This window comes from Sediminispirochaeta smaragdinae DSM 11293, assembly GCF_000143985.1.
GTDB classification, from domain to species: domain Bacteria; phylum Spirochaetota; class Spirochaetia; order DSM-16054; family Sediminispirochaetaceae; genus Sediminispirochaeta; species Sediminispirochaeta smaragdinae.
This window is the reverse complement of sequence record NC_014364.1, coordinates 3,671,759-3,696,501: the sequence shown is the minus strand read 5'-3', so window position 1 is coordinate 3,696,501 and position 24,743 is coordinate 3,671,759. Positions and strand designations below refer to the sequence as shown.

At 51.6% G+C, this 24,743-nt stretch carries 21 protein-coding genes; 11 read left to right on the top strand and 10 right to left on the bottom strand.

Going from position 1 to position 24,743, the window contains the following annotated elements; genetic code table 11:
* Positions 1 to 91: 91 nt before the first annotated feature.
* Positions 92 to 2,200, top strand: a complete 2,109-nt coding sequence (locus SPIRS_RS17325; protein ID WP_013255981.1) for a [Fe-Fe] hydrogenase large subunit C-terminal domain-containing protein — start codon at positions 92 to 94, stop codon at positions 2,198 to 2,200.
* A gap of 37 nt (positions 2,201 to 2,237) precedes the next feature.
* On the opposite strand, the gene SPIRS_RS22545 is transcribed toward SPIRS_RS17325, so the two are convergent.
* Positions 2,238 to 2,411 (bottom strand): hypothetical protein, encoded by a 174-nt coding sequence (locus SPIRS_RS22545; RefSeq protein WP_171814783.1) that lies wholly within the window; start codon positions 2,409 to 2,411, stop codon positions 2,238 to 2,240.
* A gap of 96 nt (positions 2,412 to 2,507) precedes the next feature.
* Between SPIRS_RS22545 and SPIRS_RS17320 the strand changes: the two genes are divergently transcribed.
* The gene (locus SPIRS_RS17320) at positions 2,508 to 3,188 is read left to right on the top strand and encodes a Crp/Fnr family transcriptional regulator (protein WP_013255980.1); all 681 of its coding nucleotides are present in this window, start codon (positions 2,508 to 2,510) and stop codon (positions 3,186 to 3,188) included.
* Between the two features lie 129 nt (positions 3,189 to 3,317).
* Here the strand turns inward: SPIRS_RS17320 and araA are convergent, their stop codons facing one another.
* From araA to SPIRS_RS17295, 5 genes are all read right to left on the bottom strand, one after another.
* Positions 3,318 to 4,832 carry an L-arabinose isomerase gene (gene araA, locus SPIRS_RS17315; protein ID WP_013255979.1) on the bottom strand — a complete coding sequence of 505 codons (1,515 nt, stop codon included), beginning with the start codon at positions 4,830 to 4,832 and terminating at the stop codon, positions 3,318 to 3,320.
* Between the two features lie 22 nt (positions 4,833 to 4,854).
* Positions 4,855 to 5,550 carry an L-ribulose-5-phosphate 4-epimerase AraD gene (araD, locus tag SPIRS_RS17310; RefSeq protein ID WP_013255978.1) on the bottom strand — a complete coding sequence of 232 codons (696 nt, stop codon included), beginning with the start codon at positions 5,548 to 5,550 and terminating at the stop codon, positions 4,855 to 4,857.
* Positions 5,551 to 5,562: 12 nt separating this feature from the next.
* Positions 5,563 to 7,242: a ribulokinase gene (locus SPIRS_RS17305; protein WP_013255977.1), complete on the bottom strand. Its 1,680-nt coding sequence runs from the start codon at positions 7,240 to 7,242 to the stop codon at positions 5,563 to 5,565.
* A gap of 32 nt (positions 7,243 to 7,274) precedes the next feature.
* Positions 7,275 to 8,300, bottom strand: coding sequence for a LacI family DNA-binding transcriptional regulator (locus SPIRS_RS17300; protein ID WP_013255976.1), 1,026 nt, complete (start codon positions 8,298 to 8,300; stop codon positions 7,275 to 7,277).
* A gap of 81 nt (positions 8,301 to 8,381) precedes the next feature.
* Positions 8,382 to 9,743 (bottom strand): sn-glycerol-1-phosphate dehydrogenase, encoded by a 1,362-nt coding sequence (locus SPIRS_RS17295; RefSeq protein ID WP_013255975.1) that lies wholly within the window; start codon positions 9,741 to 9,743, stop codon positions 8,382 to 8,384.
* 251 nt (positions 9,744 to 9,994) lie between these two features.
* On the opposite strand from SPIRS_RS17295, the gene SPIRS_RS17290 reads away from it, so the two are divergent.
* The 9 genes from SPIRS_RS17290 (at position 9,995) to SPIRS_RS17250 (ending at position 19,975) form a co-directional block, all read left to right on the top strand.
* On the top strand, positions 9,995 to 10,231 hold the full coding sequence (locus SPIRS_RS17290; RefSeq protein ID WP_020610880.1) for a type II toxin-antitoxin system Phd/YefM family antitoxin: 237 nt from the start codon (positions 9,995 to 9,997) through the stop codon (positions 10,229 to 10,231).
* Entirely contained in the window at positions 10,228 to 10,635 is a 408-nt protein-coding gene (locus SPIRS_RS17285) for a type II toxin-antitoxin system VapC family toxin (protein WP_013255973.1), read from the top strand. The genes SPIRS_RS17290 and SPIRS_RS17285 overlap by 4 nt, the downstream gene beginning before the upstream one ends.
* A gap of 456 nt (positions 10,636 to 11,091) precedes the next feature.
* Positions 11,092 to 12,105: an ABC transporter substrate-binding protein gene (locus tag SPIRS_RS17280; RefSeq protein WP_013255972.1), complete on the top strand. Its 1,014-nt coding sequence runs from the start codon at positions 11,092 to 11,094 to the stop codon at positions 12,103 to 12,105.
* 1 nt (position 12,106) lies between these two features.
* Entirely contained in the window at positions 12,107 to 13,546 is a 1,440-nt protein-coding gene (locus SPIRS_RS17275; RefSeq protein ID WP_245537612.1) for a sensor histidine kinase, read from the top strand.
* Positions 13,539 to 15,146 (top strand): response regulator, encoded by a 1,608-nt coding sequence (locus SPIRS_RS17270; RefSeq protein WP_013255970.1) that lies wholly within the window; start codon positions 13,539 to 13,541, stop codon positions 15,144 to 15,146. Before SPIRS_RS17275 ends, SPIRS_RS17270 begins: the two co-directional genes overlap by 8 nt.
* A gap of 124 nt (positions 15,147 to 15,270) precedes the next feature.
* Complete coding sequence (locus SPIRS_RS17265; protein ID WP_013255969.1) at positions 15,271 to 16,257, top strand: ABC transporter substrate-binding protein; 987 nt, start codon at positions 15,271 to 15,273, stop codon at positions 16,255 to 16,257.
* A 75-nt stretch (positions 16,258 to 16,332) separates the two neighbouring features.
* On the top strand, positions 16,333 to 17,862 hold the full coding sequence (locus SPIRS_RS17260) for a sugar ABC transporter ATP-binding protein (protein WP_013255968.1): 1,530 nt from the start codon (positions 16,333 to 16,335) through the stop codon (positions 17,860 to 17,862).
* On the top strand, positions 17,859 to 18,944 hold the full coding sequence (locus SPIRS_RS17255; protein ID WP_013255967.1) for an ABC transporter permease: 1,086 nt from the start codon (positions 17,859 to 17,861) through the stop codon (positions 18,942 to 18,944). Before SPIRS_RS17260 ends, SPIRS_RS17255 begins: the two co-directional genes overlap by 4 nt.
* Positions 18,941 to 19,975: an ABC transporter permease subunit gene (locus tag SPIRS_RS17250; protein WP_013255966.1), complete on the top strand. Its 1,035-nt coding sequence runs from the start codon at positions 18,941 to 18,943 to the stop codon at positions 19,973 to 19,975. The genes SPIRS_RS17255 and SPIRS_RS17250 overlap by 4 nt, the downstream gene beginning before the upstream one ends.
* A gap of 61 nt (positions 19,976 to 20,036) precedes the next feature.
* On the opposite strand, the gene hydF is transcribed toward SPIRS_RS17250, so the two are convergent.
* From hydF to hydG, 4 genes are read right to left on the bottom strand one after another with little or no spacing between them, the layout of a single operon-like run.
* Positions 20,037 to 21,281, bottom strand: coding sequence for a [FeFe] hydrogenase H-cluster maturation GTPase HydF (gene hydF / locus SPIRS_RS17245; RefSeq protein ID WP_013255965.1), 1,245 nt, complete (start codon positions 21,279 to 21,281; stop codon positions 20,037 to 20,039).
* 3 nt (positions 21,282 to 21,284) lie between these two features.
* A complete protein-coding gene (locus SPIRS_RS17240; protein WP_013255964.1) occupies positions 21,285 to 22,694 on the bottom strand; it encodes an aspartate ammonia-lyase in 1,410 nt (469 codons plus the stop codon).
* Positions 22,691 to 22,996 carry a hypothetical protein gene (locus SPIRS_RS17235; RefSeq protein WP_013255963.1) on the bottom strand — a complete coding sequence of 102 codons (306 nt, stop codon included), beginning with the start codon at positions 22,994 to 22,996 and terminating at the stop codon, positions 22,691 to 22,693. The genes SPIRS_RS17240 and SPIRS_RS17235 overlap by 4 nt, the downstream gene beginning before the upstream one ends.
* Complete coding sequence (hydG, locus tag SPIRS_RS17230) at positions 22,983 to 24,515, bottom strand: [FeFe] hydrogenase H-cluster radical SAM maturase HydG (protein WP_013255962.1); 1,533 nt, start codon at positions 24,513 to 24,515, stop codon at positions 22,983 to 22,985. Before hydG ends, SPIRS_RS17235 begins: the two co-directional genes overlap by 14 nt.
* Positions 24,516 to 24,743 lie beyond the last annotated feature (228 nt).

Genomic DNA, 24,743 nt, shown 5'->3' with positions numbered 1-24,743 from the left:
ATAAAAGTTACCAAAAACCTTAGCATGGCCGGTCCCAATAGATTATGCTTTGATGCATTGCCAACATATCTAATGCGGAGGAATGCTCTTAATGAAACAGAGCCTTGCACCAGTAATACAGATTGATGAAAGTAAATGTGTAAACTGCCATGCCTGTATAGCTGCTTGTCCGGTTAAATACTGCATTGACGGAAGCGGCTCTACCGTAACGATCCATCATGACCTCTGTATAGGGTGCGGGAAATGCATAGAAGCCTGCACGCACAATGCGCGATCAGTGGTTGACGATACAGAGGCCTTTTTCGATGCCTTATCACGCAAAGAGCCCATGATCGCCATCGTTGCCCCTTCCGTCGCTTCAAGTTTCCCCGATTCTTACCTCAGGCTGAACGGGTATTTAGGGTCCTTAGGCATTGAGGCCTTTTTTGATGTAAGCTTTGGGGCCGAGCTTACCGTTGCCTCCTATATCAATCATATCAAAAGGGATGATCCCGATCTTGTCATAGCCCAGCCCTGTCCTGCCATTGTTACCTACATAGAAATATATCATCCGGAGCTCATCCCTTATCTTGCGCCGGCACACAGCCCTATGCTTCATACCATTGCCATGATTCGGGAATATCGAAAAGAGTTTGCAGACCATAACGTTGCCGTTCTTTCTCCCTGCATTGCAAAAAAACGGGAATTTGCGGAAACAAAGATGGGAGACTACAATGTCACCTTCCTTATGCTGAAAGCATATATGAAGGCTAAAGGGATTACCCTTTCTTCTTATCCGGAGGTCGACTTTACCGGCCCGGATGCCGAGCGTGCTGTCATGTTTTCGACGCCCGGAGGGCTGATGCAGACGGTGGAACGTTCTTCGCCCGAACTCCTTTCGGGGATCAGGAAGATTGAGGGTGTTCCCGGGATGTATGAGTATCTTGCCGAGCTTAAGGCTGTTCTTGATAAGGGGATGCAGCCGCGCCTTGTGGACTGCCTCAATTGTGATCTTGGATGCAACGGCGGAACAGGGACGGGGCTTTCCCAGGCACATGCCGACGAGATCGAGTATCCTATAAAAAAACGAAGATCCGAGGCCATCCGGAAATATGGCAAGGGTCCTCTGAAACCGAAGGTCCAGGCGAAAAAAGTTGATAAGATCATCTCACAGTACTGGAACGAGGGACTGTACAGGCGAAAGTACCGCGATCTTTCGAATAATTTTTCTTTAAAAACGCCCAATGCCGAGGAACTTGAACAAATCTACAAAAGCATGTTGAAAGAGAATGAAGAGGATTTTCTGAATTGTGCCTCCTGCGGCTACGGAACCTGTGAGGCCATGGCATTTGCCATCTTTAATGGTCTTAACAAACCCGAAAATTGTCACCACTACCGGCAGGCAATTGTGACAAAGCAGCAGAATATGATGATAGATCTTGCAAGGAACCTCCATGAGAAAATAGAGAAGGCAGAACACCTCATTCTCAATGTCAAGGAGATCACAGCGGATGTCGAACGAAAAAGCGAGGATCAGTTTAAAGCAATAGAGGAATCATCAAGTGCTGTGGAACAGATGATCCAGTCCGTACATGAAACTTCGGTCTTGTCCGGTAGCAAACGGGAATCCATCTCGTCTTTGAAAGAATTCGCCCAGTCCAGTGATGAGGAAATGAAGGAGACCATTGAGGCTATCGGGAGTTTAAGTGCATCTGTCGAAGGTATTGGAGACTTTGTCGATATCATTGATCAGGTAGCATCGAATACAAACCTCCTTTCAATGAATGCCGCGATCGAGGCTGCTCATGCGGGAGAATCGGGAAAAGGCTTTGCCGTAGTTGCCGAAGAGATACGAAGATTAGCCGATATGAGCGGGGAAAACGCTTTGGTTATTCAGCAGACACTTGATAAGATGCTGGAACGGATCAATACGACGGCATCCGTATCGCAGAAGACAACCCAATCCATGAAGCAGGTTATTGAAGGATCTGAGGACATGGCAGAAAGCATGCTGACAATCATCCATACGATGGACGAAATGTCGGCGGCAGGAAGTCAGATCGTTACCTCTCTGGAGAGCCTGAAAAGCCTCTCCTCCGAGGTCCAAACGGTCTACCATGATGTTATGACCGCAGTCCTGGGAATGAGTGAAACGGTGTCCGCCATCGGAACGCTGTCCCGCGAAACTATGACGGTCATTCATGAGACGGAAATGGAGTAGATGCGCCGACAGCTTTCGCAGTGACGGTATTGACTCACTACCGCTTTGGGTATCGCCTGCGATAGAAGCAAAAGCTAGCTTCCTCTTCTGCCTCTACAAGGGCGTTTGCTCGGTATATCTGCTCGTAAAGCACCCTTCTGTCTGTTTCCTTGCCCTGCTTCGGCTCCCTGGTATCGATCTCTGCCGACGTGGCACTATTGGTTTTCGTCATGCATATACACTATTCAGAGCCGCATGAGGTTTCCAGGACATATGTCCTCTACGGGCGAAAAATGCGTGTTACTATGTGAATGAATTCGGAGGCTCTATGGAAGAGGAGAAAAACAGGGCAGTTGCTGAAGAAATTGAATCGTATATTGCCGATTATGGGATGGACCATTTCCTGAGCGCTCCACTTTTGGAACGGCTTCGCCTTTTTCATTTTCCTGCCTATACCAATATCTATCTTGAGCAGACCGAGGCCCGCTTTTTTTATTTTCTGGTCAAGGGCCAGCTTCAGTGTGTCCATTATCATATGAATGGCAAACTTGCCGTCATTGCCTTGACCAATCCTCTTGCCGCCATAGGTGATCTGGAACTGTTCAGCGGCATGCCGATACACAGCAACGTCATATCGACCTGCCAGGTGTCAATGCTGGGGCTTCCCATGCGGACCGTGGAAGCCTATGGCTCGCAGGACCCCCGATTCCTGCGCTTCATTGTCGATGAACTAAAAAAGAAGCTGTATAGCAACAGCTCTCTGCTTTCTGGGCATGTGCTTTCTGCATCCGGCAGACTTGCACTTTTCCTTCTCTCCGAGGCATCGACTCGAAGACAGGAGACCATCGAGCTTCCGGAAAAAGAGAGTCTTGCATCGCTTCTGGGAACCACGCTCCGCCATTTGAATCGAATCATGCATGAACTGCAGGCCTCAGGAGCGGTCGACGGCAAATATCCGTCACTTCGACTCCTTGATCGGACAATTCTTGAGGATATTATCGATCGATAGGGAAGAAAATCCTTTCTCTGTACCCAGTCTTAAAGGGCCATCCCGGAATCCGACTCCGGAATGGCCCGCCCACATTATTGGATCATATACGTTTTCGACTTCAAAGCGTTTTATTCCGACCTTAGAATCTTAGAATCCTCCGAAACCGCCTTTCATTGCGTAGTACACCTCGTTCCAGCGTAATTCGTTTTTGAACTGGCGTATGGTGGTTTCATCATCGATGACCAGAAATTCGACATCCGCCATCTCTGCGAAATCCTCGAAGTATTCGGCGGTCAGTGCCTGGGTGAAGACCGAGTGGTGGGCCCCTCCTCCGAGAATCCATGCGGCCGCAGCGGTTTTAAGATCCGGTTTAGGTTTCCATAGTGCGCGGGCAACCGGTAGCTTCGGGAGATCATGGGGCTGTTTTACCACATCGGTTTCGTTGATGATCATTCGAAAGCGACCTCCCATGTCGATGAGGGTTGCATTCAGCGCTGAACCTGCGGGAGGGGAGAATACCAGCCGCACCGGGTCGGACTTTCCCCCGATTGAGAGCGGATGGATCTCCGCTTTCGGTTTTCCCTCCGAGATGCTTGGACAAACCTCCAGCATATGGGCTCCCAAGATCATCATCTTGCCCTTTTCGAGATGATAGGTGTAGTCCTCCATAAATGAGGTACCGCCGGAAAGGCCCGAAGACATCACCTTTGCCGCCCGAAGGAGGGCAGAGGTTTTCCAGTCTCCCTCCGCTCCGAAGCCGTATCCGTCTGCCATGAGATGTTGAACGGCAAGCCCCGGCAGCTGGGGCAGGCCGTAGAGATCCTCAAAGGTGGTTGTGAAGGCGGTGAATCCCCCTTCTTCCAGGAACGATCGCATCCCCAATTCGATCTTTGCCTCGTCGCGGAGGGCCTGCCTGCGGGCTCCTGTTTTACTAAGCTCCTCGGCGAGGTTGTAGCTTGCCTCGTATTCTTCCACAAGGGTGTCGATCTGCTGTTCGGTGACCGCGTCCACTCGTTCGACAAGCTCTCCCATGCCGTAGCCGTCGACTGCATAACCAAGGCGAATTTGCGCCTCGACCTTGTCTCCTTCGGTCACGGCCACCTCCCGCATGTTATCGCCGAAGCGGGCAAGCTTTCCGGTGTGCCAATCGGCCCAGGCACAGGCTGCCCGAGACCATACACCAAGCCGTTTACATACATCCTCATCCTGCCAGTGCCCTACAATCACTGTCCGGTTCTTTCGAAGTCTGGTGCCGATAAAGCCGAACTCCCGGCCTCCATGTGCCGATTGATGGAGATTCATGAAGTCCATATCGATATCGGCCCAGGGAATGTCGCGTCCCAGCTGGGTATGGAGATGGGCAAAGGGCTTTTGCAGGGCCGAAAGTCCTGCAATCCATTTCTTCGCCGGTGAAAAGGTATGCATCCAGAAAATCAGGCCCACACAGGCGGTGCTGTTGTTTGCCTCAAGGCAGACTCTTTTGATCTCCTCGGAGGTGGTTACCACCGGACCTGTTTTCACCTTGATCGGGATTTCCCGTGAGCTGTCCAGCCCCTCGGCGATTTTTGCCGCATCCGATGCAACCTGCCGCAGGGTCTCTTCCCCGTAAAGATGCTGGCTGCCGGTGACAAACCAAACTTCATACGTTCCTATGTCGATCATTGTAGTTCCCCCTTATGGTTCTTCATGATTGTCCGTAATATGCGTTCTTGCCATGTTTTCTGTAGTAATGCTTATCCCGTATCGTCTGTTTGAGCTCTTCTGCGGCGGGATTGATTTGCAGTGTAAGCGTTGCCATTTTTGCAAGTTCTTCGAGGACTGCACTGTTATAGACCGCCTTCATTGCGTCTTTGCCCCAGCTGAACGGTCCGTGGCAGGCAACCAGGACCATTTCGACCTCTTTATAGTTGATACTTTCGAAGGCCGAAAGGATTTGCTTGCCTGTCTCTGTTTCATAGTCCCGGGTAATGGCTTCGTCACTCATCACTTCGGTTACGGGAACCTCTACGGTGAGGTGGTCGGCATGAGTAGTCCCAAAAATGGGAATGGCCCGCTTTGCCTGGGCCCAGGCCACGGCATAGGCAGAGTGGGTGTGGCAAATTCCGCCAATCCCCTCGAAATGCCTGTAGAGGATGGTATGGGTCTTCGTGTCCGATGACGGCCTGAGCTCTCCTTCGACAATGTTATTCTCGAGGTCGACCACGACCATCTTTTCCGGCGATAGTTCATCGTATGGCACCCCGCTCGGCTTGATGGCGTAAACGCCGAGATCGGGATCAAAGGAGCTTGCATTTCCAAAGGTGTAGATGGCGAGCTTCTGCTTGCTGATTTCCATATTTGCGAGGTATGCTTCCTCTTTTATGGTGCTAAAATGTCCCATGAATCTTTGTCCTTATTTCTGGTTTGTCTCTTCTTCGACGAAATTTCCGATCGCCAGATAATCTTGATAGAGCTTGTCGTAGACGGGTACATAGTTTGGATTGGGGCTATACTCGGCTTCAAAACCGCTTCCGAGTGCCTTTTGGGCCTCTTCGATGCTGGCATAGAGCCCCGAGGCGACGGCTGCAAACATTGCCGCTCCGAGGGCAACGGTTTGTTCGCTTCGTGCAACCCGTATGGTTCGGTTCATCACATCCGCGACGATCTGCATAACCAGCGGTGATTTTTTTGCAACTCCTCCGATGGCAATAACATCGCGGATTTTTGCCCCTTCCTCTTCGAACCGTTCTGCAATGCGACGAGCGCCGAAGGCTGTCGCCTCGACAAATGCCCGGTAGAGAGCCGGAGCATCCGTCCCAAGGGTGAGACCGGTGACCGCACCCTTGAGCCGCTGGTCCGCAAAGGGTGTCCTCCGCCCGTTAAGCCAGTCGACGGCAACGAGTCCCGATTGCCCCGGTTCTATCTCCGCCGCAGCCTTCTCAATTTCGGGAATGATCAGTGCGGAAACCGACTCGGCAAGCTCCTCGGCATGTGCCTTGTCTATCTTGCCTGTTTCTGCAAGCAGACCCAGCGGCCAGGCAATGAGGCTTTTGAACCAGGCGTAGACATCCCCGAATGCGGACTGTCCCGCCTCCATCCCCAGCATGCCGGGCATGATCGAACCGTCTACCTGGCCGCAGATACCCTTTACCAGGACATCTTTCATCTCTTGATTCGGGGCGATCAGCATATCGCAGGTGCTGGTTCCCATCACTTTTACCAGGGAGCCTGGGGCAATCTCCCCACCCACACCTCCCATATGGGCATCGAATGCGCCGACCGCCACCGTTGTTCCTTCCTCAAGACCCAGCCGTTGCGCCCATTCCGCTGAAAGTCCCCCTGCCGGAACATCGGAGGTGTAGGTCTTTTCGAAAAGCCGTTCCCGCAGGCCCTTCAGCAGGGGATCGAGCCTGACCAAAAACTCCTCCGACGGGAGCCCCCCGAACTCTTCATGCCACATCGCTTTATGACCGGCGGCACAGCGGCTCCGTTTCATGGTGAGCGGATCGGTTCTTCCCGTAAGAAGAGCGGGGATCCAATCGCAGTGTTCGACCCAGGAGAAGGCCGCACGTCGTACCGCCTCGTCCCGGCGAAGCACATGGAGAATTTTTGCCCAGAACCATTCGGAAGAGTAGACTCCGCCCTCGAACTTGGTGTAATCGATTCCTCCCCAGCTACGTGCGATCTCGTTGATTTCCGCAGCCTCTGCTACGGCCGTATGGTCCTTCCAGAGGATAAACATGCCGTTGGGATTTTCTGCAAACTCATCGGTAAGGGCCAAAGGAAGCCCCTCTCTATTTACCGCCACCGGTGTGCTTCCCGTGGTATCAACCGCAATTCCCCGAATTTTCTTTTCCGTACCTGCCGGGGCTTTCTTCAGGGCTTCCTTCAGCGATGCCTCCAGGCCCTCGATGTAATCCCGGGGGTGCTGTCGGAATTGGTTGTTTTTGGGATCGCAGTATGTACCCTCTTTCCAGCGTTTGTAATAGCTTACCGCGCTGGAAATTTCCTCTCCGTTCTCACCATCGACAATAATGGCGCGTACCGAGTCTGTCCCGTAATCAAATCCGAGAACATAGCTTTTTTCGGCCACAATTTCCTCCTTATGTTACTTTGTGATAAGGCCTATCGATAGAAATCAACGTTTTCTTTGGTAAGAATATCCAGCGGCATGACAATCCGGCTGGAAGGTTCACGTTTTAGTACAAGCTTTCTGTAAAGGGTGTAGACCGCTTCGAAGCCCTGTCTTTCAGGCCTCTGGCTGATGATGAAATCGATGTAGCCCCTTTTCAGGCATTCCTTGTTTGGGGGGATCAGATCATAACCGATTACCTTTATCGGAGAACCTTGCGGAAAACGTTGCTCAAGGTATTCGGCCACACGATGACAGGAAGCGTTTGTGACAAAGATTCCCTCCACCTCCGGTCTCTGGCTAAGGAGAGTATCCATGAACTTTGTACAAACATTCCGATCTTCGATGTGTTCTTCGATCACCAAAGGCGGTTTTTCATCATCGGCATATTGGCTCAGGAAACCGTTGATTCGTCCCGTGATATGGACATCAGGGATAACCGATTGAATAATAACGCACGTATCAGGATTCGGAGAGAGCAGTTTCATCAGTTTGCCTGCGAGAATACCGCTGCAGTAGGAGTCCTGCCCGATAAAGGCAAGTGCCGTGGTCTCCGGCAGATTGGAGTCGAAGAGTACGTAGGGAATGTTCCCTTTCAGTGCGTCGATGAGACGGCGGGCAGGGCTTGGGAGAACAGGGGCGATGATAAGACCGTCGGGACGATCTGCGATAATTCGTTCTGCCTCCTGCCTGAACGAGTCTTCGCTGTATCTGTCGAACTCATACCGAACTACATGTATCGAGAATTGTTCGAGCTCGGTCTCGGCCCTGAGGAGGCCCTTCGCCGGAAGCTCCCAGAATCCCCCATCCTGATCATGACGAGGAGTAAGCGCGGCGAGGGTATAGTGTCTGGAGCTGGAAAGGGTGCTGGCATACATATTGGGTTTGTAGCCAGACTCCTTAACAATGGCCCTGATCCTCCTTGCTGTTTCTACCGATACGCGGCCCCTGTTATGAAGCACGCGATCGACTGTTCCGATCGAAACGCCTGCCTGCTTTGCAATATCTTTGATGGTCATTCACGGATGTCCTTTGCAAGTATTGTCGCGTTAACGTTAACGCAATAGGTGATTATAATACCCCCGGAAGATTACTGTCAACTAAAAAAACATGTCTGTTATCTCCTCGGCACAGGACTCGAACAATCCTGTCTCCCAGGCAAAATCCAAAACGGTGTAACGCGAGCGGATCATCTGTGCAATCTCGAGCGTACGAAGAAACCGTGACCGGTCGACCCCCAGCTCCCTCGGGCTTGTAAGGCAACCGGCCCGGGCGAGCATCCCCTTGAGCTCTTCAAGAGGAACAAGTTGTGTCTCTATCTTGTCGGCAAGATTCCTATACCACTTCTTCTCGTAATTATAGCGTTCGTTGACGGTTTCTTGGGTCGGAAGCTTTGAGAGGGCGACTTCCTCGATTGCGCGGTAGGCCGACACCGGAAGGTGGGCACACCGTTGTGCAACCTCCTGCGCTCTGACCTCAGGGCCGGGGATCTTAGGCAGAGCATCGAGGTTGATGCCGTTTCTCATATGGTCTAAAACCAGGAAGGTAAAGGCGCTGATGGTAAGCAGTCCGATACCAACCTTGATACCATGAGGAACGGTTATCCCATCGATTTCCAGATGTTCCATTTCCCATACATGTGAGATTAGGTGTTCCGCTCCGGAAACGGGCCGACTGGATGAGGTGATCTGCATCGCAAAACCCGTTCGAACCAGACCCACAAAGATTTCATTGGCAAGGTCGTCGGGAGCTGCCGACAGTCGTTTGATCAGCCCCTCCTGGGTATAGGCCCATGCCGTCTCATCTATAGGGTCAAGGCCGAATGCATCGGCAAGGACCCAGTCGCTTCCCGCCGTAATCTTGCTCGCAAGATCTCCGTAGCCTGCGGCTCGAAGTTGCACTGGGGCGGCCGACAATACCTCCGGAGCCGTAAACACCGCCCGGGGTGCAGGGCAGGGAAGGGTTTGCTTAAAGTTCTCTTTTAGGATCGAAGCGCCGAAGGAGGAATAACCGTCCACAGAAGGTGCGGTGGGAACCGAAAGGTAGGGGACGCCTAAGGTACCTGCAGAACACTTGACCAGATCGTTGATCGTTCCTGATCCGAGGGATACAAGAAGACTCTGGCATAATGCTCTTTCGCCTTTCTTCCCGTCTCTCATAGGGGTGGTCAGAAGCCCTTGTACCTGGGTAATAATCTCCTGGATACGTTGATAGTCGGCGACCAGGGGGGGCTTTCCCTTGAGCACAAGCAGTTCTGTCAGGGTGAGCCCTTCCCTGCGAAGGGCTTCTTTGAAGCTGGGAGCCACAGCATCAGCTATGACCTCATCGGTGACCACGATCATTGACTTCGTTCCAAACCAGCGTTGTACTACCGCTCCCAATCCTTGCCAGCCAGCGGACAGGGCCCAAAATTTCGTATCCGGTAATTGCGTCAAGCATTCCGATGTTTCAAAATTTCTCATGCTACCTACTATATACCCCGGCCATGGGCCTTTACCATAGTGGGGGCTTTTGCCGGCGGTGGCATCGCGTTAGTAGATCCTGCCGAGATTTCAAAGAAACGCTACAGATGACGGATGACGCAATTGAGAATATAAAAAAAGAAAAGTCTCCGTACCTATTGATGTAAATTCTATTGATGAAGTCAGATTACTTCAAGAGAAGTAAATCGAAGAATACTTGACAACTTGACAAAATGAAGTATATTGAAATTATGAAAACCTTACCAGTTGGCGATTTTAAAACGCACTTCTCAGAAGTAATAGATGATGTTCGTTCTGGAGAAGAGATTATAATTACCTATGGAAAAAAGAAGGAAAATGTAGCAGTTCTTATTCCCTATAAAGAGTATAAAAAGCGAAACTCCCTAAAATTAGGATTACTACGAGATAAGCGGTATGAAATTAAACCAGATTTTGGGATGACAGAAGAAGAGTTAATAAATTTATGAGGTATTTGATCGATACACACTATCTTTTATGGTCATTGTTTGAACCAGAGAAGATAACGAAACGAATCTTGAATATATTTTTAAATGACGAGGATGAAAAATATATATCTGGAATAAACTTCTGGGAGATAGCATTAAAATATTCATTAGGTAAGTTAGAATTAGATGGGCTAAATCCTGAACAAATAAGTGAAGCATCAATGAAGGCAGGATATCATGTAGCAGAATTAGATTACAAAATATTTGCGTCATACTATAAGCTACCGAAAAAAGAAAATCATAAAGATCCATTTGATAGACTGCTAATATGGCAGGCAATACAAAATAATTATACATTACTAACAAGAGATGGAAAGATAGAACAGTATGTATCTGATGGATTAAAGGTGATTGTTGGAACATAACCCATATAACGCCTCCTGATGTCAAGAGGGCACAAGAGTCCCGCCGTTGCGTATTCAGGAATTCTGAAGTATAGAAACTTCGCAACGGATACTATGGAGCATGAATTCAACGAAGCACAAGGAACAGTCCGACTTTTATTCTCCGATGGAAGAGCGGAAAAAAGTCCGCTCTCAAACACATATAGAGAGCCGCCTATAAGCGCTCTATAACGTTATGCAGCCCAACCTGTCGTCCGACTCAAAAGGATCTCATCTTGTTGATGGATCAGTTACACCGGCGGATCATCTTGGGGCGGACAGAAAAACTCCCATACCCTCGTGAGTCATCTATGTCAAAAAGGGGCGCAGCGCTTAGATCGTACAACCACCAGGATTCGGAACACTAAGATTTTCTTGAGTTCTCACAATCTCAGGTGTACAATGGGTTAACGTACACGCATCAGAAAGGGTTTCTCAATGTCAAAAAAAGGAATGTATAGTATCGCTTTTGCTATGCTCTTCACTGTATGCGCCATCATTGTAACCCAGTGTGTTCGTTCCGAAACGCATCAGGGAGCAACCTCTGGTCAGGGAGGGATTATTCTCGGCTTTTCGCAAATTGGTGCGGAAAGTGCATGGAGAAAATGTAATACCGGGTCTATTCAGCAGGCGGCGGAGGAGAGCGGGGTTCAGCTGCTTTTTGCGAATGCCGAACAGAAACAGGAAAATCAAATAAAGGCGATGCGTTCCTTTATCGCCTATCAGGTGGATGTGATCGGTTTCGTTCCCATTGTGGCCGACGGGTGGGACAATATTTTGCGGGAAGCTATGGATGCAGGAATTCCCGTCCTTGTCACCGATCGAAAGATCCACACCGAGGATGATCGTTTATATGCGGGCTTTATCGGGACCGATAGCGAGCAGGAGGGGCGGGAGGCTGCGTTTTTTCTTTTAAAGAAATTTGCACGATTGGGTAATCAGGATGAAGCCGACGGAAAACCGGTACGAATCATTGAAATTTCGGGTACCGAAGGCTCCTCCGTTGCCCTTGGTCGGGCCGCCGGCTTCAGGGAGGCCCTTGCGGACCACCCCGAATTTACCATTATTCACTCCCAATCCGGTGATTTTCTCAGGTCCAAGGGCTATGAGATCATGAGGAACCTTCTTGAGGTCTACAGTGATTTCGAGGTGGTTTTTTCTCACAACGACGGGATGACCCTGGGTATTCTTGATGCCATGCGTGAGGCTGGAATTCGTCCCGGAAAGGATGTGGTGATTGTTACCATAGACGCCGAACAGGCGGCCATCGATGCCCTGAGGCGCGGTGAGGTAAATTGTGTAATCGAGTGCAATCCGAAGACAGGCCCCGCCATCATGTCTCTTGCAAAGAGGCTGGCCCAGGGAGAAAAGATCCCTCGTTTGCTGCATGTCGATGAAACCGTCTTTTCGGAGTATGACGACCTCTCTTCGGTTGCTCCCCGGGGGTATTGAATTGGACCGATGGAAGAGCAGAAGCATTCAGCAGACCCTTCGTCATTCTTACATCATCATTATCTGTTTGACGCTTGTGGCCCCGATGATCAGCCTTGCCTTTTCATGGTATCAAACCCTCCGCTACGATAGGATGATAACCAACGTAAGCAGGACGAATCGACTCAATCAGATCGTCAAGAGTGATATTTCCAATGAGCTGTGGGACATCGTCGCAGGGAATAAGAGCTTCGATGAGGGGCAGCAGTACGGCATCATTCGAAACATCAACATGCAGCTTGATTCGATTATGCGGGATACGGAGGTACGTGAAAATCGCCAGCTGCTGGAGGTGGCCGGACGAGCGATGAACACCCTGACCGATTATGTAGACAGGCTCGGTAATCAGATGCGTAAGCGGTTTCCGGTGACGGAGAATGAGGCGATTTTAGACGAGATCAGGGGCGTTGCCGAACTTGTTTCGGATATTCTGCAGGATTTTATTGTGCTCGAAATCGAATCGGCGTCCCGAACCAACGAAAGTATCAAGCAGACGGCCACTCTTTTGTCGCTGCTTCAGATCGTCGTCGTTGCCGTTGTCGTTCTCTTTGCCGTCTTTGCCCAGAGGTCGGTCTCCACCAGTATCAACAGACCGATCAGAGAGCTGGAAGCCTTATCCAACCAGATCGCCGCCGGTAATTTGTCCGCGAGGGCCGAGACCCCCCATGTGGAGGAGCTTGATAACCTCACTGAAAACCTCAATATCATGGCGGTGAAGATCAAAGAGCTGATCAATGCCAATATTCAGGAACAAAAAAATCTTCAGAAATCGGAGATGAAGGCCCTGCAGGCACAGATAACCCCTCATTTCCTCTACAATACCCTCGATTCGATTATCTGGCTGGCCGAGGGACGGGAATATGAGCAGGTCATTTCGGTTACCCGCAGCTTTTCGAACTTTTTCAGGCGCTCTTTGAACCGTGGAAAGGAGTGGGTCACGGTTCGGGATGAATTCGAGCATGTGGAGAACTACCTCACCATCCAGAAGATCCGCTATCGTGATATTCTCGATTTTACAATCGAATACGACGGGGAGATGGCCGATAAAAGCATGCTCAAACTGCTGCTTCAACCTTTGGTGGAAAATGCTTTATACCACGGCATCAAAAACAAACGGGGTCGGGGGATGATCACGGTCCGGGGATGGCGGGAGGATGGGAAGCTCTGTTTCCGGGTCGAGGACAACGGGATCGGGCTTAAGGCTGAACGGCTGGAAGAGATCAGAAGGCAGATCGATGTCGAGCTGGATAGTTCGATGCTCAGCGATGTGTACGGCTTGTACAATGTGAATAAACGGCTTGCCCTCTACTACGATAGTCTGACGAAACTGGACATTTCCAGCGTCTATCGTGAGGGGACCGCCGTTTCGTTTCGATTACCGGAGAGGATAAACCATGTATAGTGTATTTCTTGTCGAAGACGAAATTGTCACCCGGGAAGGTATCCGCAACAGTATACCATGGGACAGAACCCCCTATACCCTTGCCGGGGAGGCGCCCGACGGGGAGATGGCCCTTTCCATTCTACGGGATATAAAGCCCGACATTCTCATCACCGACATCAAGATGCCCTTTATGGACGGCCTTGCCCTTTCCAGGATTGTGAAGAAGGACCAGCCCTGGATGAAGATCATCATTCTTTCCGGTCATGATGAATTTCAGTATGCAAAAGAGGCCATCTCCATCGGTGTGGAGGAATATCTGCTTAAGCCCGTCTCTGCGACCGACATGCTCAGTTCCCTGAAAAAGGTAACCGATCAGATTGAGGCGGAACAGAAGCGGATGACAAATATTGAGACGCTTCGAATGAAGATCGAATCAACCGAAGAGGTGGTCAGGGAGAAATGGCTCTGCAATCTTGTCACCGGTCAGATCAAGGGTTCCGATACCGTGGAGAAGGCTCGTTCTCTCGGAATAGATCTGATCGCAAATGGGTACCTCGTTCTTATCGTGGAAATCTTCACCAGCCCCGACAACTATGCAGCGTGTACCATTGTAAAATCCCTGATCGCCGAACTTGTAAAAGGTCGGAACGATCTGCTTCTTTTCTCGCAGAGCCTGGTCAAACAAACCATGATCATCAAGGACATATCCAGGGACTCCCTTGATGATCGCGTCTATCCCCTTGCCCAGGCAATACAATTTGAGGCGCAACGGAGAAACGGCGATTGCAGAATCTCCATCGGTATCGGCACCGTAGCCGAACACATCGGTGAGATTTCCCGTTCCTACAGCGATGCCGAAAAAGCTGTACGCTATATGTCCCTGACCGGCAAAAAGAACATTCTCTCTTTCGGCGACATACCGTGGTGCAGATCATCGGAATGCTTGTGGCTTGATGCCGATCCCGTGGCCGAACGTCTCCGCTTTGCCTGCATAGAGGAGATAGACGATATTCTCGCTCCCTACATGGAACTTCTCGATGAACGGGCGGCGGCGACGAACCTCAGCTACTGCCTCCTTGTCTGCGGCGACATCATCGAGGCCATATCCATGCTCGTCGAGGAGTTTAAGGGCGATCCCCACGATATCATCCCTTCCGATCTCCGTCGGGAACACATTATCGTCTCTTCCCGCTCCCGTGCTTCCTTTGCCGCCGAACTCCGGTCTATCATAGAGCACTGGATCGCCTTTCGGGATTCCCGCCTGAACTCCAGACACCATGCTCTCATTGCAAAAGCAAAGCAGTACATCGATGAACACTATATGAGTCAGGATATCTCCCTCAATTGCGTTGCGGCCCAGGTGAACGTGAGCCCGAATCACTTCAGCACCATCTTCTCCCAGGAGGCGGGTATCACCTTTATCGAGTATCTGACCTCGGTAAGAATCAATGCCGCAAAGCGGCTCCTTTCCGGAAGCGGAATGAAATGTGCCGATATTGCCTATGAAGTGGGGTATGGTGATCCCCATTATTTCAGTTTCATCTTTAAAAAGACGATGGGAATCGCTCCGAGCGAATTTCGCCTTTCTCCTTCGGAAAGAAGCGTACCTGCCCAGTAAAAAAACAAACCTCGTTTCAAGGATCGGGAAAAAAGTCCACCAAGCTTCATAAGATAACTCATGTACGGCTGCCGAAAGTGGCCGTACCATTTTTTCATCACAACTATTTCAAGGAGGAGATTGTATGAAAAGGCTGCTGGTTTTTTCTTTGGCCCTAATGACAATCGTTGGTGGGTTTTTATTTGCAAATGGCGAATCCGAGGCTCCTCAGGCGGATGACGGGCTTATCGTGGTAGGTTATGCACAGGTCGGCGCCGAATCAGATTGGAGGACGGCAAATACCGAATCCTTCAAAAGTATGTTTACCGAAGCGAACGGCTACAAGCTGATCTTTGATGACGCCCAGCAGAAGCAGGAGAATCAGATCAAGGCGATAAGAAACTTCATCCAACAAGATGTCGACTACATCGTTGTCGCTCCGGTTGTGGAAACCGGATGGGAAACGGTCCTAGGCGAGGCAAAGGCCGCCGGAATCCCCGTAATTCTCTCCGACCGTCAGATGAAGCTCTCCGACGACTCCCTCTACACCGCCTGGGTTGGTGGAAACTTCCTTAAGGAAGGGCAGGATGGAGTAAAGTGGCTCAACGATTATCTGAAGAAGAATGGACGCGACCAGGAGGATTTGAACGTCGTACTCCTTCAGGGAACCATCGGTTCTTCGGCTCAGGTAGGACGGACCCAGGGCATTACCGAAGGTTTGGATGCCAATCCCCATCTTCATCTCCTTGCAAAACAGACCGGTGAATTTACCCAGGCGAAGGGGCAGGAGGTTATGGAGTCCTTTCTGAAGGCCTACCCCGATATCGACATCGTCTTTGCCGAGAACGACAACATGGCCTTCGGCGCCATTGATGCCATCAAGGCTGTCGGAAAGGTCCCGGGCAAGGATATCATCATCGTTTCCTTCGATGCCGTTCACGAGGCCTTCAATAAGATGATTGCCGGAGAGCTCAACTGTGCCGTGGAATGTAATCCCCTGCACGGTCCGAGGGTAGCGGAGATCATCCAGAAGCTCGAGAAGGGGCAGAAGGTCGACAAGATACAGTACGTGGTGGAAAAGGTGTTCGATCAGGAGAATGCCGCCGAGGTCCTGCCCACTCGAAAATACTGATGTAAGCAATCGGAAAGAGGCACGGGATATCCTATCCCTGCCTCTTTGCAACCGCGAGCGAATCCGGGGAAAGCGATGGAAGAAAAAAATATTCTGGAGATGCGGCATATCAGTAAAGCCTTTCCGGGAGTCAAGGCCTTGAATGATGTGGATTTCTTCCTGAGAAGCGGGGAAATCCACGCACTCATGGGGGAGAATGGCGCCGGCAAAAGTACCCTTATTAAGGTGCTGACCGGTGTCTATGTTATGGACGACGGCGAGATTCGTGTTTCCGGCTTTGATCGGCCGGTCGTGAACCACTCTCCCGAAGAGGCCCAGAGAAACGGTATCAGTACAGTCTACCAGGAGATAAACCTCTGTCCCAACATCACCGTTGCGGAAAATCTCTTTGTGGGGCGCCAGCCCCTTACCACCTTTGGGGCTGTGAACTGGAAAGAGATGAACAAACGTGCCAGCCGTGCACTGGAAATCGTCGGGGTGGATATCGATGCCACAAAGCCCCTTGCAGATTATTCCGTGGCGATACAGCAGATGGTGGCAATTGCCAGGGCCGTCGATTTCCAGTGCAAGGTACTCATTCTCGATGAGCCGACAAGCTCTCTCGATGATAATGAGGTGAAAAAGCTCTTTACCGTTATGCGAAATCTAAAGGACCACGGGGTCGGTGTCGTCTTTGTGACCCATTTCCTTGATCAGGTATATGAGGTATGCGATAGGATTACGGTCCTGCGGAACGGAGAGCTGGTGGGCCAGTATCCGGTCGCAGAGCTGCCCAGGGTACAGCTTGTGGCCAAAATGCTTGGCCGTGATTTTGACGATCTTGCCGAAATCAGAAGCGTGAAGACCGAAACAGGAGAGGCCTCCAGCGATGAAACGACTATGGTTCATGCCGTGGGGCTCTCCCGTTCCGGCATGATTAAGCCATTCGATATCGACATAAAAAAGGGGGAGGTCATCGGCCTTGCTGGTCTCCTCGGCTCCGGGCGTTCCGAATTGGCCCGTCTGCTTTACTGCGCCGAAAGACCCGAAAAGGGTGAGCTCTTCGTCAAGGGGCGTAGCCTGCGGGCCCACGCTCCCATCGACTCTATGCGGGCAGGGATGGCCTTTCTTCCCGAAGACCGAAAGGAAGAGGGGGTGATCGGCGACCTTTCCGTCAGGGAAAATCTCATCATCGCTCTGCAGGCGAAAACCGGCATCTTTCGACTCCTCCCTCTTGCCAAACAGAACGAACTTGCCGATCGATACATCCGGCTTCTCAATATCAAGACACCCTCTCCCGAGACCCTGGTGAAACAGCTTTCCGGCGGGAATCAGCAGAAGGTGATCCTCGGTCGCTGGCTCATAACCAATCCGGAGTTCCTGATCCTCGATGAGCCGACAAGGGGCATCGATGTGGGAACAAAAACCGAGATCCAGAAACTCATCATCAAGCTTGCAGAAGAAGGAGTTACGGTGCTCTTCATCAGTTCGGAGATCGAGGAGATGCTGCGTACCGTAAACCGCCTCTATATACTCTGCGACAGACAAAAAACCGGGGAGCTTGCCAACGACGATCTTTCTCAGAACGAAGTGATGGCTGCCATAGCCGGAGGAACGTGTTCATGAGACAGCAACAAATAGGCATAAAGGCCTTTATACGAGCGATAAGCCACAAACAGCTGTTCTTACCCATTTTTGCACTCTGCCTTGTGCTGCTTTTTAATATTATTAAGACCCCGGCGTTTTTCAATATCTCCATCCAGAATGGCGTTTTGTACGGCTATATCGTCGATATCATTAATCGTGCCAGTGAGCTGATTATTCTTTCCGTGGGGATGACCCTGGTTATCGCCTCGGGGGGGATAGATATTTCAGTCGGAGCGGTGAGCGCCCTTGCCGCGGCGGTTTGTGTTCGCCTTCTCGGCTCAAGCTACGATTTCTATGCCACCCCCCTGGTTTTGAGCATCCTTGCAGCTTGTGTCGCAGGACTCGCCTGCGGCGCCTTCAACGGTTTTCTGGTTGCGAAGATGAAGATTCAGGCAATGGTCGCCACCCTCATCCTCTTTACCGCCGGTAGGGGCATCGCCCAGCTCATCAGCGCCAGGGAGATCAACGGACGGATGGTTCCCGGCCAGATCCTCTATGTGCGCATGGATTCCTTCAAGAACATAGGGGGCTTTCTTCCCCGTGTCGTGGTGCCGACCCCCGTCTTCATTGCCATCGGAGTTGTGCTGCTTGCCTATCTTCTTTTGACGCGTACGGCGTTGGGACTCTACATAAAGTCCGTGGGTATCAATAGCGGGGCGGGTCGCCTTGTGGGTATCAATTCCGTCTTTATTACCTTTCTTTGCTACCTGATCTGCGGCTTGACGGCCTCTGTCGCCGGAGTCATCTCGGCAAGCCGTATCTACTCCTGCGATGCGAATAATATCGGGCTCTACATGGAACTCGACGCCATCCTTGCCGTAGCCATGGGAGGCAACAGCCTCGCCGGAGGGAAATTCAGTTTGGCAGGTTCGGTCATAGGAGCCATCACCATTCAGGCCCTTACCACGAGTCTGTATGCCATGGGTGTCACCGCCGACCAGCTGCCTGTCTACAAGGCTATTGTGGTGGTGCTTATTGTGGCGATCCAGTCGAGTGAGTTTAAACGATGGTTGTCGATCTATAAACAAAAAATCCAGATGAGAAAGGCAGTTGCACAATGAATATCCTCGGCATAGCGAAACGGAAAATAAGCGGAACCAGTTTTCTTTTGGTCATCACCATCGTTATGTTCATCATCATGTATTTCGCCGGTGTGCTCATCTATCATGAACAGGGCTTCGGCAAGATGCAGACCCTGATGAACATGCTCATCGATAATGCCGGGCTCATCATAGCGGCGGCCGGTATGACCATTGTCATCATTACCGGCGGGATCGATATCTCCATCGGTTCGGTAATCGGCCTTGTCTGCATGATGCTTGCGGACATGATGCAAAACCATGGCATGAACGCATGGCTTTCGATTGGCTTGGTTCTTCTCTTCGGCGTTTTCTTCGGTATCGTGCAGGGCTGGCTCATTGCCTATCTCAAGCTCCAACCCTTTATCGTGACCCTGGCGGGGATGTTCTTCTGCCGGGGGATGACCGCCATGATCAGCGTGAACCAGATCGCCATCACCGGTAATCAAACCTTTCTCGATATGGCGACGAAGAATATCTATCTCTTTTTCGGGGCTACGGTAAACAAACGGGGGATAAAACTCTATCCGTTTATCCATCCGAGCGTAATAATCGCTCTGGTGGCCCTTATAGCCGTCTGGTATATTCTGCGCTACACCAAGTTCGGCAGAGGCGTCTTCGCCATCGGCGGCAGCGAACAATCTGCCCTGCTTATGGGGCTGAATGTTCGCAGAATCAAGATGCGGGCCTATGTACTAAATGGTTTTCTTGCGGCCCTGGCGGGATTTGTCTTCTGTCTCAATACAACGAGCGGTTTTGTGGAACAGGCCAGGGGCTTTGAGATGGAGGCCATCGCCTCTACGGTGATCGGCGGAACCCTCCTTACCGGGGGGGTGGGAACGGCGATCGGCAGCTTCTTCGGGGTGATGATCAAGGCCACCATCGAGACCTATATCCGCAGCAACGGGACACTTTCCTCATGGTGGAACAAGATCGTCCTCTCGGCATTACTCTGCTTCTTTATCGTGCTGCAGAGCATCTTCGCAAGCCTGAAGAGCAGACGAAGAATATAAACAAAGGATATGAGCACCGGCGGGCTTGATGAGGCTTTGCGCCCCGTTGCCGCCGCCGGACTCAATCCTTTTGTCCTCTGTTCCGGTTCCTCCAGTAGTCGTAGGCAAAATCAAAAGGCCTCAGGGCACGTTCGAAGATGCCGAGGGAGTAGGCGATGGTGAGTCCGTAATTGGTGATGGGCACAGCTGCGGCCTTGCAGGTCATGATGCGTGAGAGCACCTCTCTGCGGTTCGTCATACAGGCCCCGCAGTGGATCACCAGGCTGTAGGAGGAGAGGTCGGGGGGAAAGTCATGGCCCTGGATATGCTCGAAGGTAAGCTTTGCTCCGGTGTACTGGGTAAGCCAGCGGGGGATTTTTACCCGACCGATGTCTTCGGCAATGGGATGATGGGTGCAGGCCTCGGCTATGAGGATCTTGTCTCCCGATTTCAAATCATCGATGGCGAGAGTCCCCCTGACCATTTCCAGAAGGTCGCCTTGTTTGCGGGCGAAGAGCACGGAAAAGGAGGTCATGAGGATATCGTCCGGTGTATCTGCGGCAACCTTCAAAAAGGCCTGGGAGTCGGTGACCACGATCTTCGGTGGCGTTTTAAGCATCTCCAGGGCTGCAGCCAGCTCCCGTTCCTTGACCACCATACAGCAGGCGTCGCTATCGAGAATATTGCGGATCGTCTGTACCTGGGGCAGGATAAGTCGTCCCTTGGGTGCTTCCTTGTCGATAGGGACGACTAAAATTGCCGTTTCTCCGTCCCTGACAATATCGCCGATGATCTCCTGTTCATTCACAAAATCTGCGGGTACGCTTTTGAGCAGGCGCTGTTTTAATTCCAGGATTCCGCTCTCTTCCTTGGCACTGACAAGGACGTAGGGAAGCTTCTTTTCCTCCAGCTTGGCGAAGAGCTCGGAGAACTCCCTTCCGTAGAGGTCTGTTTTGTTGATGACGATGATAACCGGGGTTTCCCGCTTCCTGAATTCCCCAAGCAGCAGATCCTCGAAATGGTCCCACTTTTCCCCTTCTATGACGATCAGGGCGATATCCAGCCGGTCCATTACCCTGCGGCTTTTTTCGATCCGCAAGGCGCCGAGGGCCCCTTCGTCGTCGATGCCTGCCGTGTCGATAAAAAGGACGGGCCCCAGGGGTAACAACTCCATCGGCTTTTCGACGGGATCGGTGGTGGTTCCTGCCTGGTCGGAAACAATGGATACCTGCTGTTTCGTGAGGGCGTTGAGGATGCTCGATTTGCCGGCGTTGCGCTTTCCGAAGATGCCGATATGGAGGCGCAAGCCCTTCGGTGTCTTTGTCATACCTTACTCCTGGGGTGTGCCGAGGCGGGTGACCGCCTCGGATGATATTGCCTGTGTAAACTGCTCATCACTCAGGAGCCCGAGCCCCACCGCGGCTTCCCTGAGGGTCGAACCCTTCTCTTTTGCAAAAAGAAGGAGCTCTTCGGCTTTTTCATAGCCGATATAGGGAATGAGGGCGGTGGCTATGGCGCTGGCCCCTTCAAGGTGACGTCCAATTTCATCGCTACGGGCCTTAATCCCTTTGACGCAAAACTCCGCCAGGACCTTGCTCGCCGAGCTCAGCTTGCCGATGCCGGAAAGCAGGCAGTGGGCGATAAGGGGAAGAAATGGATTGAGCTCGAGATTTCCCGATGAGGCGGCCAGGGTGATGGCTTGGTCGTATCCCATATACATAAAAGCGCTTTGCACCACAGCCTCGGGAATGACCGGGTTGATTTTTCCGGGCATGATCGAGGAGCCCCCCTGGCGGGGGGGCAGCGTTATTTCGCCGAAGCCCGCCTGGGGCCCGGAAGAGATAAGCCTCAGATCATTTGAGATTTTGACTAGGGTCGATGCGTAGGCCTTCAACAGGCCCGAGACCTCGACGAAAACGTCTGCATTCTGGGTTCCGTCGATCAGATTTTCCGCCCGGGCAAAGCCGATACCGGTGAGCCCCCTAAGCCTTTCGGTTACCTGCATGATATAGCTTCTGGGGGCTCCCAGTCCGGTACCGATTGCCGTTCCTCCGAGGTTTACCACTCTCAGACGTTCTTTCGTTTTGTATAAACGCCAGCGGTCCCTGGAGAGGACGTCGGCATAGGCCGACATCTCCCTCCCCAGGGTGGTAAGAACGGCATCCTGAAGCTGAGTCCTCCCGATCTTCACGATAGAGGAGAACTCCCGTTCCTTTGCCTGGAAGGCCTCCTGGAGGGCGACAATATCCTTTTCCAGTACTTCGATAAGACGAATTGCCGCAAGCCGCAGGGCTGTAGGGTAGGTGTCGTTGGTAGATTGATGGAGATTGACATCGTCGAGTGGTGAAATGACCTGATAGGAACCCTTTGGAAGGTCGAGAATTTCCAGGGCCCTGTTTGCGATCACCTCGTTGACATTCATGTTGGTAGATGTTCCCGCTCCTCCCTGAAGAGCGTCGACAATGATACTCTCGTCGAATTTCCCCTCTGCCACCTCGCTACAGGCCTGTTCAATGGCCTCTCCTTTTCGGCTTTCCCAGGTTGCAAGGGCGCGGTTTACCTGGCAGGCGGCCAGTTTCACCATGCCGTAGGCGTGTATCAGTTCCGGAGAAACCGACTGTTTTGAAATAGGAAAATTGACGGCGGCCCTTCGGCTGTGGATTCCCCAGTAGGCATCCCGAGGAATATCCATTTCACCGAGCAGGTCCCGCTCCCGTCTGGTTTCTCCGTCCATCGTCATTTCTGCATTACCACCCTTTCTTTTAAAGATTCCGCAAGAGCCAAACAGAGCTCCTGCCACTGCTCAGGGGAAAGACGCAACTCATCGGCAAGGAGACCCCAACCGGAGCCAAGATCCCAGCGGTTCCGGCCGGTCAGCACCTCTGAAGACCCGACGGTGTAGGCCCACCGCTTTCCGAAAATAGAGCAGATCCATACATGTTGATCAAACTCACGCTCCAGCCATACCGACACCTGCCGCAGGGCCGAGTGTCTGTCCGGATTTTCCTCGAAAAGGGTCCCGATCCGATCAGATATAGACATCCCGTTCTCCCGCCTCGGTGCGCCTTAGCATCTCCTCGAAGGTCGCAAGAAGCGTCCCTTTCTTGAAAAACGGCTCGTTCCGAATCTCTTCCATTTCCTTTGCGATCACCTTTTCCCCGACCTTTTTTGTCGCAGGGGAGGCAAAATCATCCAGATATTCACGAAAGGTGAGTACCGCATTGAGCTTGCAGAACTTTCCCTCTTTGCAGCTTTTCAGCAGCCCCATGATCTTGTCGCCTGTTCGTCCGCATCGGTATCCTGCGGTGCAGAAGGAGGAAATCATCCCCATTTCGGCGAATTCCCTCATCACCGCGTCGAGGCGGCGGGTTTCTCCCAGGGTAAACTGCTGGATATCCTGATCCTGTTCGTAGGGGTAGTCCTCCCGCTCCTGCAGGGCCTTGAGGGTCTCTGTATAGCCGCCTATCCCGATCCGGGTGGAGGCGTCAGTCTGGGTACATCCGACCTTGATCACCTCTTTCTTGATGCCGGGGGCTTCTCTTGCCGTTACGATCAGCCCCGTATAGGGGACCGCAAGACGCAAGACGGTAACAAGCTTCTTGAAACTGGAATCGTCGACAAGATAAGAGGAGTTTGCACTGAAATCTGAGCCGCTGGCGGGAGTCATTCTCGGAAAGGAGATGGTGTGGGGGCCGATTCCAAAATGATTTTCGAGATCGATGGTGTGCTGCAAAAGTCCCATCACCTCGAAACGCCAATCGTAAAGGCCGAAGAGGGCCCCCATGGCGACATCGTCGATACCCGCATCCATGGCCCTGTGCAGTGCATAGAGGCGCCAGCGATAGTTTCCCTTGAGGGTTCCGGCCGGGTGGAGGGATGCATAGCTTGGTTTATGATAGGTCTCCTGGAAGACTTGGTAGGTTCCTATTCCCACCTCCCACAGCTTGTGAAGATCCGCTATGGACATGGGGGCGGCATTTACATTGATCCTTCGAATCTGTCCGAAGCCCGTACCCCTGGGGGCAGGCTTTTTGACCTCGTAGGCGGCCCTGATGGTATCGCACATATAGTTGACATCGGAGAGGGGGTGCTCGCCGTAGACAATCATCATCCGTTTGTGCCCTTCGGTCACCATTACCTCTGTCTCCTGCTTTACCTCTTCCATGGTCAGGCGCCGTCGCTTTTCGTGGCTGTTTTCCGCACGAAAGCCGCAGTAAAGGCAGCTATTTACACAATAGTTCGAACAATAGAGGGGGGCGAAGAACACGATACGATTATCGTAGACCTTTTGCTTGACCTTCAGGCCAGTTTCGTACATCTCTTCCCAGAGATCATCATCTCTTACATTCAGAAGTACAGCGGTTTCTTCCGGTCCAAGTCGTTCAATCGCAAGCGATTTTGCGAGGATATCCCGAACCCTCGTTTTATCTGACTTCCTGTTGTTCTGCAGCAAGCTCTTGATCTCTTCTTCATCGATGAAATCCCTTCCGTTTTTGAGGTATCTATCGATCTCGTCCTGCTTGATAACCTGTGCCGTCCATTCTTTTACGCTCAGCGGCATACGCTCCCTCCTTGTTTCGCTTTTTTTCAGGGGAGCTTATGAGACAGCTACTACAATAATGTTTGGAAATAGATAATAATCGGCTGCTTTGGATCTTCATTCTCGCCCCCTGACGTCAGAGCCTTTTTGCTCCTCCGCTTTAGGTTTAATTTTCACATTATTATAACTATTCGGATTATAATAATCAATAGCGTCACATAAATAGTATATACATGATGTTTCATGTGA

Bases quoted from the DNA above. Each gene is read 5' to 3' on its own strand.
- SPIRS_RS17325 (WP_013255981.1), top strand. From the start codon at position 92: ATGAAACAGAGCCTTGCACCAGTAATACAGATTGATGAAAGTAAATGT.
- SPIRS_RS22545 (WP_171814783.1), bottom strand. From the start codon at position 2,411: ATGACGAAAACCAATAGTGCCACGTCGGCAGAGATCGATACCAGGGAG.
- SPIRS_RS17320 (WP_013255980.1), top strand. From the start codon at position 2,508: ATGGAAGAGGAGAAAAACAGGGCAGTTGCTGAAGAAATTGAATCGTAT.
- araA (WP_013255979.1), bottom strand. From the start codon at position 4,832: ATGATCGACATAGGAACGTATGAAGTTTGGTTTGTCACCGGCAGCCAG.
- araD (WP_013255978.1), bottom strand. From the start codon at position 5,550: ATGGGACATTTTAGCACCATAAAAGAGGAAGCATACCTCGCAAATATG.
- SPIRS_RS17300 (WP_013255976.1), bottom strand. From the start codon at position 8,300: ATGACCATCAAAGATATTGCAAAGCAGGCAGGCGTTTCGATCGGAACA.
- SPIRS_RS17295 (WP_013255975.1), bottom strand. From the start codon at position 9,743: ATGAGAAATTTTGAAACATCGGAATGCTTGACGCAATTACCGGATACG.
- SPIRS_RS17290 (WP_020610880.1), top strand. From the start codon at position 9,995: ATGAAAACCTTACCAGTTGGCGATTTTAAAACGCACTTCTCAGAAGTA.
- SPIRS_RS17285 (WP_013255973.1), top strand. From the start codon at position 10,228: ATGAGGTATTTGATCGATACACACTATCTTTTATGGTCATTGTTTGAA.
- SPIRS_RS17280 (WP_013255972.1), top strand. From the start codon at position 11,092: ATGTCAAAAAAAGGAATGTATAGTATCGCTTTTGCTATGCTCTTCACT.
- SPIRS_RS17270 (WP_013255970.1), top strand. From the start codon at position 13,539: ATGTATAGTGTATTTCTTGTCGAAGACGAAATTGTCACCCGGGAAGGT.
- SPIRS_RS17265 (WP_013255969.1), top strand. From the start codon at position 15,271: ATGAAAAGGCTGCTGGTTTTTTCTTTGGCCCTAATGACAATCGTTGGT.
- SPIRS_RS17260 (WP_013255968.1), top strand. From the start codon at position 16,333: ATGGAAGAAAAAAATATTCTGGAGATGCGGCATATCAGTAAAGCCTTT.
- SPIRS_RS17255 (WP_013255967.1), top strand. From the start codon at position 17,859: ATGAGACAGCAACAAATAGGCATAAAGGCCTTTATACGAGCGATAAGC.
- SPIRS_RS17250 (WP_013255966.1), top strand. From the start codon at position 18,941: ATGAATATCCTCGGCATAGCGAAACGGAAAATAAGCGGAACCAGTTTT.
- hydF (WP_013255965.1), bottom strand. From the start codon at position 21,281: ATGACAAAGACACCGAAGGGCTTGCGCCTCCATATCGGCATCTTCGGA.
- SPIRS_RS17240 (WP_013255964.1), bottom strand. From the start codon at position 22,694: ATGACGATGGACGGAGAAACCAGACGGGAGCGGGACCTGCTCGGTGAA.
- SPIRS_RS17235 (WP_013255963.1), bottom strand. From the start codon at position 22,996: ATGTCTATATCTGATCGGATCGGGACCCTTTTCGAGGAAAATCCGGAC.
- hydG (WP_013255962.1), bottom strand. From the start codon at position 24,515: ATGCCGCTGAGCGTAAAAGAATGGACGGCACAGGTTATCAAGCAGGAC.